This window comes from Kitasatospora sp. NPDC092948, from assembly GCF_044754805.1.
Classification (GTDB): Bacteria; Actinomycetota; Actinomycetes; order Streptomycetales; family Streptomycetaceae; genus Kitasatospora.
The window spans coordinates 68,081-80,784 of record NZ_JBIVPU010000002.1 but is presented as its reverse complement, the minus strand read 5'-3'; the positions used below and the strand labels follow the sequence as shown (position 1 = coordinate 80,784).

The 12,704-nt window shown below is 74.0% G+C and carries 13 protein-coding genes; 7 read left to right on the top strand and 6 right to left on the bottom strand.

The window, feature by feature from the left end:
• The first annotated feature begins 11 nt into the window (after positions 1-11).
• Positions 12-1,289 (top strand): thymidine phosphorylase, encoded by a 1,278-nt coding sequence (locus ACIQF6_RS05000; RefSeq protein ID WP_400890274.1) that lies wholly within the window; start codon positions 12-14, stop codon positions 1,287-1,289.
• A 456-nt stretch (positions 1,290-1,745) separates the two neighbouring features.
• On the opposite strand, the gene ACIQF6_RS04995 is transcribed toward ACIQF6_RS05000, so the two are convergent.
• Complete coding sequence (locus tag ACIQF6_RS04995; protein ID WP_400890272.1) at positions 1,746-3,014, bottom strand: MFS transporter; 1,269 nt, start codon at positions 3,012-3,014, stop codon at positions 1,746-1,748.
• A 64-nt stretch (positions 3,015-3,078) separates the two neighbouring features.
• Between ACIQF6_RS04995 and ACIQF6_RS04990 the strand changes: the two genes are divergently transcribed.
• The 3 genes from ACIQF6_RS04990 (at position 3,079) to ACIQF6_RS04980 (ending at position 5,949) form a co-directional block, all read left to right on the top strand.
• Complete coding sequence (locus tag ACIQF6_RS04990; protein ID WP_400890270.1) at positions 3,079-4,035, top strand: LysR family transcriptional regulator; 957 nt, start codon at positions 3,079-3,081, stop codon at positions 4,033-4,035.
• Positions 4,036-4,106: 71 nt separating this feature from the next.
• Positions 4,107-5,255, top strand: a complete 1,149-nt coding sequence (locus ACIQF6_RS04985) for an adenosine deaminase (protein WP_400890268.1) — start codon at positions 4,107-4,109, stop codon at positions 5,253-5,255.
• 199 nt (positions 5,256-5,454) lie between these two features.
• Positions 5,455-5,949 carry a hypothetical protein gene (locus ACIQF6_RS04980; protein WP_400890266.1) on the top strand — a complete coding sequence of 165 codons (495 nt, stop codon included), beginning with the start codon at positions 5,455-5,457 and terminating at the stop codon, positions 5,947-5,949.
• Positions 5,950-6,076: 127 nt separating this feature from the next.
• Here the strand turns inward: ACIQF6_RS04980 and ACIQF6_RS04975 are convergent, their stop codons facing one another.
• Positions 6,077-6,259: a PspC domain-containing protein gene (locus ACIQF6_RS04975; RefSeq protein WP_400890264.1), complete on the bottom strand. Its 183-nt coding sequence runs from the start codon at positions 6,257-6,259 to the stop codon at positions 6,077-6,079.
• Between the two features lie 277 nt (positions 6,260-6,536).
• Between ACIQF6_RS04975 and ACIQF6_RS04970 the strand changes: the two genes are divergently transcribed.
• Together ACIQF6_RS04970 and ACIQF6_RS04965 are read left to right on the top strand one after the other, a co-directional pair.
• On the top strand, positions 6,537-7,340 hold the full coding sequence (locus ACIQF6_RS04970; protein ID WP_400890262.1) for a hypothetical protein: 804 nt from the start codon (positions 6,537-6,539) through the stop codon (positions 7,338-7,340).
• Between the two features lie 148 nt (positions 7,341-7,488).
• Positions 7,489-8,268 carry a hypothetical protein gene (locus ACIQF6_RS04965; protein ID WP_400890260.1) on the top strand — a complete coding sequence of 260 codons (780 nt, stop codon included), beginning with the start codon at positions 7,489-7,491 and terminating at the stop codon, positions 8,266-8,268.
• 137 nt (positions 8,269-8,405) lie between these two features.
• Here the strand turns inward: ACIQF6_RS04965 and ACIQF6_RS04960 are convergent, their stop codons facing one another.
• The 4 genes from ACIQF6_RS04960 to ACIQF6_RS04945 are packed head-to-tail and all read right to left on the bottom strand — an operon-like array spanning position 8,406 to position 11,517.
• Entirely contained in the window at positions 8,406-8,966 is a 561-nt protein-coding gene (locus ACIQF6_RS04960) for a VanZ family protein (RefSeq protein WP_400890258.1), read from the bottom strand.
• 49 nt (positions 8,967-9,015) lie between these two features.
• Positions 9,016-9,312 (bottom strand): hypothetical protein, encoded by a 297-nt coding sequence (locus tag ACIQF6_RS04955; protein ID WP_400890256.1) that lies wholly within the window; start codon positions 9,310-9,312, stop codon positions 9,016-9,018.
• Positions 9,309-10,811, bottom strand: a complete 1,503-nt coding sequence (locus ACIQF6_RS04950) for an ATP-binding protein (RefSeq protein ID WP_400890254.1) — start codon at positions 10,809-10,811, stop codon at positions 9,309-9,311. The genes ACIQF6_RS04955 and ACIQF6_RS04950 overlap by 4 nt, the downstream gene beginning before the upstream one ends.
• 28 nt (positions 10,812-10,839) lie before the next feature.
• Positions 10,840-11,517, bottom strand: a complete 678-nt coding sequence (locus tag ACIQF6_RS04945; RefSeq protein WP_400890252.1) for a response regulator — start codon at positions 11,515-11,517, stop codon at positions 10,840-10,842.
• Between the two features lie 271 nt (positions 11,518-11,788).
• Here ACIQF6_RS04945 and ACIQF6_RS04940 point away from each other — a divergent pair, with 271 nt between their 5' ends.
• A complete protein-coding gene (locus ACIQF6_RS04940; protein WP_400890250.1) occupies positions 11,789-12,586 on the top strand; it encodes a SigE family RNA polymerase sigma factor in 798 nt (265 codons plus the stop codon).
• Positions 12,587-12,704: the final 118 nt, after the last annotated feature.

The window sequence follows — 12,704 nt, the reverse complement described above, 5'->3', positions numbered from 1 at the left end:
GGAGCACCTGCATGGACGCCATCTCCGTCATCCGGGCCAAGCGCGACCGGGGCGAACTGACCGACCCCCAGATCGACTGGGTGATCGACGCCTACACCCGAGGCGAGGTCGCCGACGAGCAGATGTCCGCCCTCGCCATGGCGATCCTGCTCAACGGCATGACGGCCCGTGAGATCAGCCGCTGGACCGACGCCATGATCCGCTCCGGCGAGCGGATGGACTTCTCCTCGCTGGCCGTCCCCACCGCCGACAAGCACTCCACCGGCGGCGTCGGCGACAAGATCACCCTCCCGCTCGCCCCGCTGGTCGCCGCCTGCGGCGCCGCCGTCCCGCAGCTCTCCGGCCGCGGCCTCGGCCACACCGGCGGCACCCTCGACAAGCTCGAATCCATCCCCGGCTGGCGCGCCCTGCTCTCCAACGAGGAGATGCTCGCCGTGCTGCGCGACTGCGGCTCGGTGATCTGCGCCGCCGGCGACGGCCTGGCCCCCGCCGACAAGAAGCTCTACGCCCTGCGCGACGTCACCGGCACCGTCGAGGCGATCCCGCTGATCGCCTCCTCGATCATGTCCAAGAAGATCGCCGAGGGCACCGGCGCACTCGTCCTGGACGTCAAGGTCGGCTCCGGCGCGTTCATGAAGAACCTCGACGACGCCCGCGAACTCGCCCGCACCATGGTCGGGTTGGGCCGCTCCGCTGGCGTCGCCACGGTCGCCCTGCTCACCGACATGTCCACCCCGCTCGGCCTGACCGCCGGCAACGCGCTCGAAGTCCGCGAGTCGCTGGAGGTCCTCGCCGGCGGCGGCCCCGCCGACGTCGTCGAACTCACCCTCGCACTCGCCCGCGAGATGCTCGCCGCCGCCGGCGTCCACGGCAAGGACCCGGCCGACGCCCTCCGCGACGGCTCCGCGATGGACCACTGGCGCCGCATGATCGCCGCCCAGGGCGGCGACGTCGACGCCCCCCTGCCCGTCGCCCGCGAGACCCACGTCCTCCCCGCCCCCGCGACCGGCGTCCTCACCACCCTCGACGCCTACGCCGTCGGCGTCGCCGCCTGGCGCCTCGGCGCCGGCCGCGCCCGCAAGGAGGACCCCGTCCAGGCCGGCGCCGGCGTCGAACTCCACGCCAAGCCCGGCGACACCGTCACCGCCGGCCAGCCCCTCCTCACCCTCCACACCGACACCCCCGAGCGCTTCCCCTACGCCCTGGAAGCCCTCACCGACGCCATCACCGTCGCCCCCACCGGCACCCCCTTCACCCCGGCGCCGATCATCCTCGACCGCATCGCCTGACCGGCACACCCCCACCCACGCGGCGCGGTCACGCCACGCTGCGCCGCGCGGACGGAGTGCGCCACCTCGTCGAGATCGAGCCGGAGACCCGTGACCGGCTCGCTGCGTTGCCGGCCCGGCGGCGCGTGAGACCGCAGAAGCCGATCCGCTGCGCGACGGCCCTCGGGCATGAGGTGTACGACCGCCGGGCCGCGCTCGGGCTGTCGCTGGCCGAACCGGCCCGGCGGGCCGGGCTGACGGAGGCCCAGGTCGAGACGGTCGAGGGTGGGGACACCGTGCCACCCTGCCGCTGCTGCACCGGCCGGCCGCCGCACTGGAGTCCGAGCTCGACATCCACGTGGCCCCCGGGCCGGCCGCCGTCGTCCGGTTCGAGGCTCCGGCGGCGTAGCCGGCCCGGGCAGCTCGGCACTGCGGGCCGCAGATCGAGCACCGCCCGCCGTGCGGCGTATCCGTCGGTCATGCCCGGACGGTAGCGGCTTCCGCCCTCCGGGAGGCGGTCGCGCGGTGGGTGGCGTACAGCGTCACACCGGCCGCGCAGGCCATGGCGGTGAGGGCGACGGCGGCCGTGCCGGACCAGCCGGTGGAGTGGTAGGCGTCGGCGCCGATCGTGCCGCCGAGGCTGTTGCCGAGGTAGTAGGCGATCAGGTAGAGCGCGGAGGCCTGGGCGCGGCCGGTGGTGGCGGTGCGGCCGACGGAGGACGACGCGGTGGCGTGGCCGGCGAAGAAGCCGGCGGTGATCAGGACCAGGCCGAGGATCGCGCAGAACAGGTTGCCCGCCAGGGAGAGCAGCAAGCCTGCCGTGGTGGTGGAGATGGCCAGGTAGAGGGTGCCGCGGCGGCCCCACCGGGAAGTGAGGCGGCCGGCCGAGGCGGAGGACGCCGTGCCGACCAGGTACACCACGAAGATCGACGCGGCGATCGACTCGGGCAGGTGGAACGGCGCGGAGGTGAGCCGGTACCCGACGGTGTTGTAGACCGCGCCGAAGACCGCCATGAAGAGCATGCCGAGTGCGTACAGCCGCAGCAGCAGCGGGTTGCGCAGGTGCCCGGCGACGGCGGTGGCGAGCGCGCGGGCGTCCACCGGCGTCCGCCGGAAGTGCCGGGCCCGGGGGATCAGCAGGCGGAACGCGAGCACCGCGAGCAGTGCGAGGACGGCCGAGACCGCCAGCCCCGCGCGCCAGCCCCAGGCGGCGGCGGCCCAGCCGGAGACCAGGCGCCCGCCCATCCCGCCGATCGAGTTGCCGGCCACGTACAGGCCCATCGCGGAGGCCAGCGCCGACGGGTGTACCTCTTCGGCGAGGTAGGCCATCGCGGTGGCCGGGAGCCCGGCCAGCGCCGCGCCCTGGACGGCCCGCAGGACCACCAGCGTGGTGAGGTCCGGCGCGAACGGCAGGGCGAGGGCGAGCAGGGCGGCGGCGAGGGTGGAGGCCGTCATCACGGCGGTGCGCCCGTACCGGTCGGACAGGGCGCTGGCGGGCAGCAGGGCGAGCGCGAGGCCGAGGGTGGACGCGGAGGCCGTCCAGCTGGCCTGACCGGGCGTCAGGTCGAGGTCGGCGGAGAGGATCGGCAGCAGGCCCTGGGTGGAGTACAGCAGCACGAAGGTGGCGACACCCGCGGCGAACAGGGCGAGGTTGGCGCGGCGGAAGTCCCGGTCGCCGGGGCGCAGGCGCAGATCGGTGGTGGATTCGGGGGCGGGCGCGAACGCCTCGGTACTGGCAGGCTGCATGGCAATGACGTTAGGACGGCGCGGCCTGATGCGTCCAATGCATGAATGGGGGAAGATCCATGCTGTGACGCATGAGAGCAGCTCCGCGCCGACCCGCCTCGCCGAACTCGGCCCGGACACCGATGTGACGCGCCTCGCACCGCAGTTGGCGGAGTTCGCGGCGGTCGCCCGGCTGGAGCACGTCACCCGGGCCGCGCAGCTGCTCGGCATGCCGCAGCCCACCCTGTCCCGCGCGGTCGCCCGGCTGGAGGCGCAGCTCGGCGTCGACCTGCTGGCCCGGCAGGGCCGCACCGTCCGCCTCACCCGGGCCGGACGACTGCTGCTGGACGCCGTCGAGCGGGCGCTCGCCGAGGTCGAACGCGGCGCGGAGGCCGCCCGGGCGGAGGCCGACCCGGCGGCCGGGCGGGTCGCGTTCGGCTTCCTGCACACCATGGGGACGGACGCGGTGCCCGCCCTGCTGCGGGGGTTCCGGGCCGGGCACCCGCAGGTCCGCTTCCAGCTGGTGCAGGACTACGTCGCCGCGATGCTGGAACGCCTGCGCGCCGGGGAGTTGGACCTCTGCCTGGTCTCCCCGCTCCCCGACGCGCCCGACCTGACGGCCCGTCCGCTCGACGAGCAGCGCCTCTACCTGACCGTCCCGGCGGACCACCGGCTCGCCGCCCGCCGCCGGATCCGCCTCGCCGAGGTCGCCGACGAGTCCTGGGTGACGGTCGAGGAGGGCTACGGCCTGCGCCACATCATGGAGGGCTTCTGCGCGGAGGCCGGCTTCACCCCGCGGATCGCGTTCGAGGGCGAGGAGGTCGAGACCCTCCGCGGCCTGGTCGCCGCCGGCCTCGGTGTCGCCCTCCTCCCGCCCGCCCTGGTGCCCCGCCCGGGCGTCGTCGAGCTCGAAGTCACCGCCCCCCGCACCCGCCGGGCCATCGGCCTCGCCTGGCACGCGACCCGCCCCCTCGCCCCGCCGGCGGCGGCCTTCCGGGACTTCGTGCTGTCGCGCCGGGGGAGCATCCTCGCCCACGACTGAGAGCCCACCGGCCCACGCTCGGAAGGGCGTGGTGGTAGGCGATCTACGCGCGTAGGGTCTATGCTCCGGCAATGGAGAAGCAGATTCCGGTCACGGCGGGCACCACGGCCCCGCGCATCCCCACGGCGGAGCAGATCGCCCGCGCCCCCAAGGTCCTGCTGCACGACCACCTGGACGGTGGGCTGCGGCCGGAGACCGTCGTCGAACTGGCCGCCGAATGCGGCTACGAAGGCCTGCCGACCACCGACCCGAAGGAACTCGGGGCGTGGTTCCGGGAGGCGGCGGACTCCGGGTCGCTGGAGCGGTACCTGGAGACGTTCGCGCACACCTGTGCGGTGATGCAGACCCGGGAGGCGCTGATCCGGGTGGCCGCCGACTGCGCGGAGGACCTGGCGGCGGACGGCGTGGTGTACGCCGAGGTCCGGTACGCGCCGGAGCAGCACCTGGAGGCCGGCCTGACCCTGGACGAGGTCGTGGAGGCCGTCAACGAGGGCTTCCGGCTGGGCGAGGCGAACGCCCGGGCGCGCGGGCACCGGATCCGGGTCGGGACGCTGCTGACCGCGATGCGGCACGCGGCCCGCTCGCTGGAGATCGCCGAGCTGGCGAACCGTCACCGGGGCCGCGGCGTGGTCGGGTTCGACATCGCGGGCGCCGAGGCCGGCCACCCGCCGACCCGGCACCAGGCCGCGTTCGACTACCTCAAGGGCGAGAACAACCACTTCACCATCCACGCCGGCGAGGCGTTCGGCCTGCCGTCGATCTGGGAGGCGGTGCAGTGCTGCGGCGCGGACCGGCTCGGCCACGGCGTGCGGATCGTGGACGACATCACGGTCGGCGAGGACGGCCGGGTGGAGCTCGGGCGGCTGGCCGCGTACGTGCGCGACAAGCGGGTGCCGCTGGAGATGTGCCCGACGTCGAACCTGCAGACCGGCGCGGCGGCGTCGTACGCCGAGCACCCGATCGGGCTGCTGGCGGGGCTGAAGTTCCGGGTGACCGTCAACACCGACAACCGGCTGATGAGCGGCACCTCCATGAGCCGCGAGTTCGGGCACCTGGTGGAGGCGTTCGGGTACACGCTGGGCGACCTGGAGTGGTTCACCGTCAACGCGATGAAGTCGGCGTTCCTGCCGTTCGACGAGCGGCTGGCGATGATCAACGACGTCATCAAGCCGGGCTACGCCGAGCTGAAGGCCGAATGGCTGTTCGGTCCGCGCGACTGAGAGCCGGGGTGATCCCCCGGGTGGTCAACGTCCATGGAGATGGTCGGACTTATCACTCGGGGGAGTGGCTCGATTTTGAACCGAGTCCCGCGTCCTCACTACGGTGGGCCGGTCACTGCTGACTCGGTGTGACGGCCGCGCCCTGAATCCCCCGGGCGTCCGACCCCGCACCGGCCCGACCAGGACTGAGGACGCACACATGAAGCAGGCCACTCTCAAGGCTGCCGGCACGGCCGTGCTCGGCGTTGTCGCCGCCGCCGTCGCCGCGGGCACCGCCTCGGCCGCGCCGGTCGCCCCCGGCGGCCTCGGACTGCCGACCGGCGCGCTCACCAACCCGGGCGTGACCGGTGCCGCCACGGGCGCGGTGAGCAAGCTGCCCGGCGCCGACCAGCTCGGCACCGTCACCGGCGCGCTCAACCCGGCCGCCGGCACCCCGGCGCAGGCCGCCCCCGCGAAGGGCTCCGCCCCGGCCCAGGCCACCGAGCAGACCGCGCCGGTCGCCGAGCAGGTCGGCCCGGCCGGCGTCGACCCGCAGGCCGCGCCCGCGCACCGGATCGGCGGCCTGGACTCCGTCCCCGGCGGCCAGGGCCTGGCCAAGACCCCGGTCGGCGGCGTGATCAGCACGCTGACCAGCCTCTCCCCGACCGGCGGCGGCGCCCCCGGCCTGCCGGCCCTGCCCGGCGTGGGCGGCTGACGCTCCGTCGGAGCGCGGGCGACCGACCCGCAGAAACGGCCGAGGGGCCGTCCCGCAGTGTGCGGGGCGGCCCCTTCGTCATGGGCGTCATGGGCGGCGGGCGCTTTCGTGGGGTGCGGCGGGCGGGTCACGGCTCCTGGGGGAGCAGCAGCCACAGCGCCAGGTAGATCAGGAACTGCGGGCCCGGCAGCAGGCAGGACACCAGGAAGACGATCCGGACCGTCCACGGGGTGAAGCCGAAGCGCCGGGCGATACCGGCGCAGACGCCGCCGATGACGCGGTCGTGACGGGGGCGGGCGAGGATGCTCATCTTCTTCTCCGTGGGAGTGCTTCCGGTTCGGCCGGTCCGACCGGGGATGACTCCATCGTCGCGCCGCGACCTGTGCTTCTCCGTCCGCCGCGATGCGGATTCGGACCCGGAGCCGCTCCCCGTCCCGGGGGACGCCGGTCTCGGGGTCGCCTCCGGGACGGACCCCGAGACCGGCCCGTCCCGTCCCGCGGCCGGGGAGCGTTTGGTGCCCGGCCCCCGGCGGCTGGGAGACTCGCGGCACCGGGATCGTCCGGACAGCGAGCGAGGGGCGAGAGCGATGCAGGCGAGGCAGTGGCCGGCCACCACGGTGCTGGTCGGGCTGGTCGTGCTGGGCGCGGCCGGGGTGGTCGCGGTGGCGTCCTGCGAACCGGACAGCGCCGGCGGGGGCGACACCGCGGCCGTGGCGGGGGCGGCGGCGGGGACGGGCAGCGGGCTGGAGGAGCTGACGGCCGAACAGATCCTCGACCGGGCCCGGCAGGCGGGGGCCGGCCTGACCTCGCTGCGCGGGACGGTCCGGATGCCGGAGAAGTCGGGGACGCTCGAGTACTCGCTCTCCGTCGGCCGGAGCGGCGACTGCACCGGGACGGTCTCCGAGGGCGGCGTCGAGGCGGAGGTCCGACGGCAGGGCGGCACGGTGTGGGTGAAGCCGTCCGACGCCATGCTGCGGCTGATGCTGCCGGACGCCGGTCCCGAACTGGCCGACAAGTGGCTGACCGGCGCCGCCGACCTCGACCGGTTCTCCGGCTACTGCGACCGGCTCTTCGGCCTGGCCACCGCCGACGGGCCGCTGAAGCCGGCCGCCGCCACCGGATGGACCAAGTCCGGCGTCCGGCAGGTGGGCGGCACCCGGGCGGTGTTCCTGGGCTTCCGGACCGCGGACGGCGGCCCGGACAGCCAGGTCGGGACGGTGGCGATCGCCGACGAGGGGCAGCCCCGCCTGCTGTCGGTGGACGAGAGCGGCGACGGCGCGGTCGCGATGCGGTTCGACGCCTTCGACGAGCCGGTGGCGGTCACCCCGCCGCCCGCCGGGCTGATCGTCGACGCGAGCGGCTACCGGTTCGCCACCGACGGGAGCCGCTGAGCGGGCGTCGGGACGCGCACGAGCAATCTTTTCGGGCAAGCAAGGGCAAAGCATGGGTATTGCCGCAGAAATGACTGGTGGTCGGGCCCGACGGAGTGAAACACTCTCACGCGATTGACTGTTCCTGAGGGAACAAAGGGGAGTTCTCATGCGTACGAACCGGCTGCTTCCTGCCGTTTTCCTGGCCGCCCTCGCGATGGCGGGAACGACCGCCTGCGGGTCGGACGGCCACCCGAAGCCGGTCGCGGCGAACGGGCTCGACGGGCTCTCGGGGGACGAGATCGTCGCCAGGGCACTGGCGGCCGGGGAGCGGGCGCCCTCCGTGCGGACGGTCGCCCGGCAGGGCGGCGCGCAGGGCCGCACCACCACCATCAAGGCCTTCGCCGCCCGCAGCGGCGACTGCATCGGCGAGGTGTCCCAGGGCGACCCGATCGTGAGCGGTGCCAAGTTGCCGCCCCTGCGGGTCGAACTGCTGCGCAAGGGCAGCCAGACCTGGATGAGGGAGCCCGTCGCTCCTGGTGAGGACCGGGCGGACGACAAGTGGATCGCCGGCCGCGGTTCGGTCGGAACCCAACTGTTCGACACCTGCGAGCTGGCCTTCGTGGAGCTGAGCTACCTCGACGAGACGACGGGCGACCCGAACACGCCGTGGATCCGCGAGGGCGTCACCCGGATCGGCGGGGTCCCGGCGGTGCTCCTGCACCAGTGGACGGGGGAGGTCGCCGACGAGCTCTCCCCGACCGCCGACGAGTCGGAGGCGGTGCAGGTCGCGATCGCCGCGGAGGGCGAGCCGTACCTGCTGCGGCTGAAGTACGGCGCCGGGGACGGGGGCACCATTCTGTTCAGCGACTACGGCGCGCCGATGACGGTCACCCCGCCGTCCGCCGACCAGGTCATCGACGTCGACCTCGGGTCGTTCCTGCGCTGACGCCACGCAGCGGCACGGGCATTTCGAAAGGCGTTCTCCGCGGGCCGCGCATTTCGCGCGACCGATGGTGAACGAATGGACGGGCGACGGGTTTTGACGATCGACGGAGGGCGGGCCGCCGGGTCCGCGGCCCCGGCCTACCTGAAGGGCTGGACCCGGCCGCTGCCCAGCATCGGGGCCGGAGTCGGGCGCGGGGCCGCCTGGGGGCGGCTCTTCGGGCTCTCCCGGCGCGGCGTCCCGGCGCGGCGCACCAGGGCGCGCAGCGGGGTCGTCAGGAGCAGGTGGGCCGCGGCCGCGCCGACGGTGCCGAGCAGGATGTCGTCGACGTCGAGGACGTGGCCGGGGGCCCAGCCCTCCAGGATCTCCAGGGCGGTGGCCAGCAGGGCGGCGGCGCCGGTGGTGCGGAGGAACGAGAAGAGCCAGGAGCGGTGCGGGCTGCCGACGGCCAGCGGCAGCAGCAGCCCGGCGGGGGCCAGCGGGAGCAGGCCGGAGGCGAGGGCGCCCGGGAGCGTGTGGGCGGTGAACGCCTGGTGCACCGAGGCGAACGGGGTGAGGTTGGACGGGCCGGTCCAGGGGGCCGTCACCGGGCGGAGGGCCAGCCAGCCCAGCACCAGCAGGTGGAACGGGAGCAGCAGCCGGGCTGCCGTCCTGAACCGGTACGGCGCCGTCGTGCGGTCGGTTCGCGCAGTGGTGTGCACATTCCGGGGGACGCGCGCCGTACCGGCAGTGGTTCCGCCGTACGGGTGATCAGGGGCAGTGGCTCGCGGACGGCGCACCGAACACCCCGGGCGTGGGCGAGGCCGACGGCGACCCGGACGGCGTCGGCCCGGCCTTGGCACCGGCCGCCGGGGTGGCCGCCGGGGCGGCGCTCGGCGACGCGGTCGGCGTGGGGGCGATCGGCATCAGCATCGGGGTGGGGCAGGCGGTGCGGCTGGCGGGTGCGCCGGCGTCGACCGGCACCGCGGTGGGGCGGATCCCGCAGCCGGTGAGCAGCACCGCCCCGCAGGCCACCAGTACGAGCATGCCCAGGCGGCGGGCGGTCATCGGGCTTCCTCCGGGCCGGGGGCGGGCGGTTGGGTGAGCGGCAGGGTGAGGGTGAACACGGCACCGCCCTCCGGGTTGTTCGCGGCGGTGATGGTGCCGCCGTGGATGAGCGCGTTGGCCTCGGCGATGGACAGGCCCAGGCCGCTGCCCTCGGACCGGGCCCGGCCCTTGTCGGCCTTGTAGAAGCGGTCGAAGACGTGCGGCAGCACGTCCTCCGGGATGCCGGGGCCGCCGTCGGAGACCGACACCACCACGGTGTCGCCGTCCTGACGGACCTTCACCTTCACCGGGGAGCCGCCGTGCTTGAGCGCGTTGCCGATCAGGTTGGCGAACACCACGTCCAGGCGGCGCGGGTCGACCACGGCCAGGATGCCGCGCGGGGCGTCCAGCTCCACCGCGTCGTACCAGGCCCGGCCGTCGATGCAGGACATGATCAGGTCGGCCATGTCGACCTCGTCGGCGACCAGCTTGGCGGTGCCCGCGTCGAACCGGGTCACCTCCATCAGGTTCTCCACCAGGTCGGACAGCCGCCGGGTCTCGGAGACCACGATCCGCACCGCCGGCTCGATCATCGGGTCGAGCGAGTCGGCCTCGTCCTCCAGGATGTCGGTGACGGCGGTCATCGCGGTCAGCGGAGTGCGCAGCTCGTGCGACATGTCGGCGACGAACCGCCGGGACTGCGCCTCGCGCGCGCTCAGCTCCGCGACCTGCTCTGACAGCGACTCCGCGGTGCGGTTGAACGTCCGTGCCAGGTCGGCGAGTTCGTCGTTGCCCTCGACGTCGAGCCGGGTGTCCAGCTCGCCCTCGCCGAGCCGCCGGGCGGCGTCGCCGAGCCGGCGCACCGGCCGCAGCACCGTCGCCGAGGCGCCCTGCGCGAGCAGCGCGGAGCCGACCAGCGCCAGCAGGGTGGCGATCGCCAGCGACCAGCCGAGGGTGTTCAGGTCGGCGCGCTCGTTCTGCAGCGACTTGAACATGTAGGCGGTCGGCCCGTCGGGCACCACCTTCGTCCCGCCGACCACGTACGGCCCGGCCAGGTTCACCCGCTGCCAGTACAGGTGGTACTCGTACGGGTTGCCCGGGCCGATCTCGCGCGGCTTGTCGACCGCCGCGACCAGCGCCGACGGCACCTGCTTGGCGGTGAAGGCGATCGGGTCGGAGGACGCGACGCAGTCCGGCAGCGACGGGTCGACCACGACCACGTCGTACGCCAGGCCGGAACTCGCCACCTGTACCGCCAGCGACGTCAGGTCCTGGCAGGTCGGGTGCAGCGGCAGGTCCGAGACATTGCGGGTCAGCGAGCCGCGGAAGTCGTTCAGCGAGGCGTTCTGGGCGCGCCTGAGCACCGCGTCGCGGTTCAGCCAGTAGGCGATCCCGGAGGCGGACACGGCGGTGACCAGCGCGACCGCGGCGAACACCGCGATCAGCCGGACCCGCAACGAACTGAGCCGCCGCCAGGACGCCGAACGGGCGCGGCGCGGCGCGGACTGATGATCGGTCAAAAAAGGCTCACCAAGCAGAAGGGGAACGTCACGCGGGCGGGTCCAGACGGTAGCCGACCCCGCGGACGGTACGGATCAGCGTCGGCGCGGACGGCACGTCCTCGACCTTCGCCCGCAGCCGCTGCACGCACGCGTCCACCAGGCGGGAGTCGCCCAGGTAGTCGTGCTCCCACACCAGCCGCAGCAGCTGCTGGCGGGACAGCGCCTGCCCCGGGCGGCGGCTCAGCTCCAGCAGCAGCCGCAGCTCGGTCGGAGTCAGCTGGAGGTCCTGGCCGTCCTTGGTCACGGTCATCGCCGACCGGTCGATCACCAGGCCGCCGTACGCCGACGAGTCCGAGCTCTCCCGCTCACCGCGGCGCAGCACGGCGCGGATCCGGGCGTCCAGCACCCGGGGCTGCACCGGCTTCACCACGTAGTCGTCGGCGCCGGACTCCAGGCCGACCACCACGTCGATGTCGTCGGAGCGCGCCGTCAACAGGATGATCGGCAGCTGGTCGGTGCGCCGGATGCGCCGGCACACCTCGAAACCGTCGATGCCCGGCAGCATCACGTCGAGCACGATGAGGTCCGGGCGCTGCTCCTTGAACAGGCGCAGACCGTCCTCGCCGGACGCGGCGGTGGCGACCCGGTGACCCTGGCGGGTGAGGGCGAGCTCGAGGCCGGTGCGAATGGCGTCGTCGTCCTCGATCAGAAGCAGGTAAGACACGGGGGTCATTGTGTCCCACCCTGACCCAGGAAACACCCACCCGGGTGATCCTGACTCTCCCGGGAACCGGATCGGGCCGCTTCGGCGTCAGCCATCTCGGAGCCGACGAATGCCCCGGGCCGGGTGCCCTTGTGACAGCCCTGTGACAGTCGGCAGACACCGCCATGACGAGCGACCGGCAGGATTTTCCTTGTCGCCGCAACAGACACCGGGCCCGGCCCGGCAGCGGCGACGAGCAAGGAACCGCTCGTACCGACCCTGGGGGTGCCCGATGACCGCAACGCTGACGACCCGAAACGCCGGGCCGCGTGCAGCCGTGCTGGGCACCAACCGGCCGCGTCACGAGGAGGAGAACACCGGCGCCGTCGCTGTACGGGGGTGCACGCACAGCGCCGGAACCCGCCGCCCGGTTGTGGGGACCAGGAGCGGGGACGCCGTCCACGGCCGGGCAGGGGGCCCGGCCGCGGGACGGATGCTGCGGCTCGCACCGCAGACCTTCCAGACGGAGCCGGCCGAGCAGCCGGCCGCCGCACCGGACGAGGCACGCGACATCGCCGAGTTCACCGCGTACGTGCGTGAGCGCCGCGCCTCCCTGTACGCCACCGCCTACCACCTGACCGGCGACCGCTACGAGGCCGAGGACCTGCTGCAGTCCGCGCTGTTCTCGACCTACCGCGCCTGGGGCCGGATCACCGACAAGGCGGCCGTCGGCGGCTACCTCCGCCGCACCATGACCAACCTGCACATCTCCGCCTGGCGCCGCCGCAAGGTCAACGAGTACCCGACCGAGGAGCTCCCCGAGCAGGCCGGCGACACCGACGCGATGGGCGGCACCGAGCTGCGCACCGTGCTCTGGCAGGCGCTCGCCAAGCTGCCCGAGAACCAGCGCACCATGCTCGTGCTGCGCTACTACGAGGGCCGCACCGACCCGGAGATCGCCGACATCCTCGGCATCAGCGTCGGCACCGTGAAGAGCTCCATCTGGCGCGCGCTGCGCCGGATGCGCGACGACGAGCAGCTCAACCGCTCCGGTGACACCGTGCACGCCTTCGGCGAGCTGGTCGCCTGAGCGACGGAAACTCCCGTCGGGGGACGGGTGGTGGGGAAGGCGCAGGACGACGGCAGGCGGCTCCGGGGGAGCGCCCGCCGGGGGCCGTCCGGCGCCACGGACGAGGCGGGTCCCGGTG

Bases quoted from the DNA above. Each gene is read 5' to 3' on its own strand.
- ACIQF6_RS04975 (WP_400890264.1), bottom strand. From the start codon at position 6,259: ATGAGCATCCTCGCCCGCCCCCGTCACGACCGCGTCATCGGCGGCGTC.
- ACIQF6_RS04965 (WP_400890260.1), top strand. From the start codon at position 7,489: ATGCGTACGAACCGGCTGCTTCCTGCCGTTTTCCTGGCCGCCCTCGCG.
- ACIQF6_RS04940 (WP_400890250.1), top strand. From the start codon at position 11,789: ATGACCGCAACGCTGACGACCCGAAACGCCGGGCCGCGTGCAGCCGTG.
- ACIQF6_RS04980 (WP_400890266.1), top strand. From the start codon at position 5,455: ATGAAGCAGGCCACTCTCAAGGCTGCCGGCACGGCCGTGCTCGGCGTT.
- ACIQF6_RS04985 (WP_400890268.1), top strand. From the start codon at position 4,107: ATGGAGAAGCAGATTCCGGTCACGGCGGGCACCACGGCCCCGCGCATC.
- ACIQF6_RS04970 (WP_400890262.1), top strand. From the start codon at position 6,537: ATGCAGGCGAGGCAGTGGCCGGCCACCACGGTGCTGGTCGGGCTGGTC.
- ACIQF6_RS04955 (WP_400890256.1), bottom strand. From the start codon at position 9,312: ATGACCGCCCGCCGCCTGGGCATGCTCGTACTGGTGGCCTGCGGGGCG.
- ACIQF6_RS05000 (WP_400890274.1), top strand. From the start codon at position 12: ATGGACGCCATCTCCGTCATCCGGGCCAAGCGCGACCGGGGCGAACTG.
- ACIQF6_RS04995 (WP_400890272.1), bottom strand. From the start codon at position 3,014: ATGCAGCCTGCCAGTACCGAGGCGTTCGCGCCCGCCCCCGAATCCACC.